Raw genomic sequence first — 1,214 nt, forward strand, 5'->3', positions numbered from 1 at the left:
TGGATCCTTCGAACCTCGCCTACGTGATCTACACCTCCGGTTCCACCGGCAACCCCAAAGGCACCTTGCTTGCGCACCACAACATCCTGCGTCTGTTCGCGGCCACTGAACCGTGGTTCGGTTTCGGCCCGCAGGACGTCTGGAGCCTGTTTCATTCCTATGCTTTCGACTTCTCGGTCTGGGAAATTTTCGGCGCACTGCTGCACGGTGGCGAGTTGCTGATCGTGCCGTACGACGTCAGCCGCTCGCCCCAGGAATTCCTCGACCTGTTGTGCGACGCGGGCGTCACGGTGCTCAACCAGACGCCGTCGGCGTTCAAGCAGTTGATGCACGTGGCTTGTACCGACTCCCGGGCCAATGCCCTGCGCTACGTGGTATTCGGCGGCGAGGCGCTGGACGTCAAGAGCCTGCGCCCATGGTTCGAACGGTTTGGCGACAGCGCGCCACAGCTGATCAACATGTACGGCATCACCGAAACCACGGTGCACGTCACCTACCGTCCGCTGTCGGTGGCTGATCTCGAGCTGGACGCCAGCAGTCCGATTGGCGAACCGATAGCCGACCTGTCGTGGTACCTGCTCGACGGTGAACTGAACCCGGTGGCCAAAGGCTGCATCGGTGAACTGTATGTTGGCCGCGCCGGCCTGGCCCGGGGCTACCTGAAGCGTGGCGACCTGACGGCACTGCGTTTTATTCCCGACCCGTTCGGCGAAAGCGGTGCGCGGTTGTACCGCACCGGTGACCTGGCGCAATACCGCAGCGACGGGGTGATCGAGTACATCGGCCGGATTGACCATCAGGTGAAAATCCGTGGCTTCCGTATCGAACTGGGTGAAATTGAAGCGCGCCTGAACGCCCTGGCGGCGGTGCGCGAAGCCGTGGTCTTGGCCCAGGAAGGGCTGAACGGCCAGCAATTGGTGGCTTACGTGATCCCGGCGCAAGGTGCCGAGGATGCAGGCGCCCTCAAGGCGCAGTTGAAAGCGGACCTGCCGGACTACATGGTACCGACGCACCTGCTGTTCCTGAATGAATGGCCACTGACCGCCAACGGCAAGCTCGACCGCAAGGCCCTGCCGCAGCCGGACGCAAGCCAGGTACAGCACGAATACGTGGCGCCGCAAAGCGCGCTGGAACAGCAAATCGCAACCGTCTGGCAAGACGTGCTGAAACTGGAACGGGTTGGCCTCACCGACAACTTCTTCGAACTGGGTGGC

1 protein-coding gene is annotated in these 1,214 nt (G+C 62.4%); it reads left to right on the forward strand.

The genetic code is table 11. The annotated features are described in order from the left end of the window. Positions 1-1,214, forward strand: a 1,214-nt coding sequence (locus HX824_RS30475; protein ID WP_177055913.1) for an amino acid adenylation domain-containing protein, incomplete at both ends; no start/stop codon positions are given.

Source organism: Pseudomonas sp. D4002 (genome assembly GCF_013385665.1).
Taxonomy (GTDB): Bacteria; Pseudomonadota; Gammaproteobacteria; order Pseudomonadales; family Pseudomonadaceae; genus Aquipseudomonas.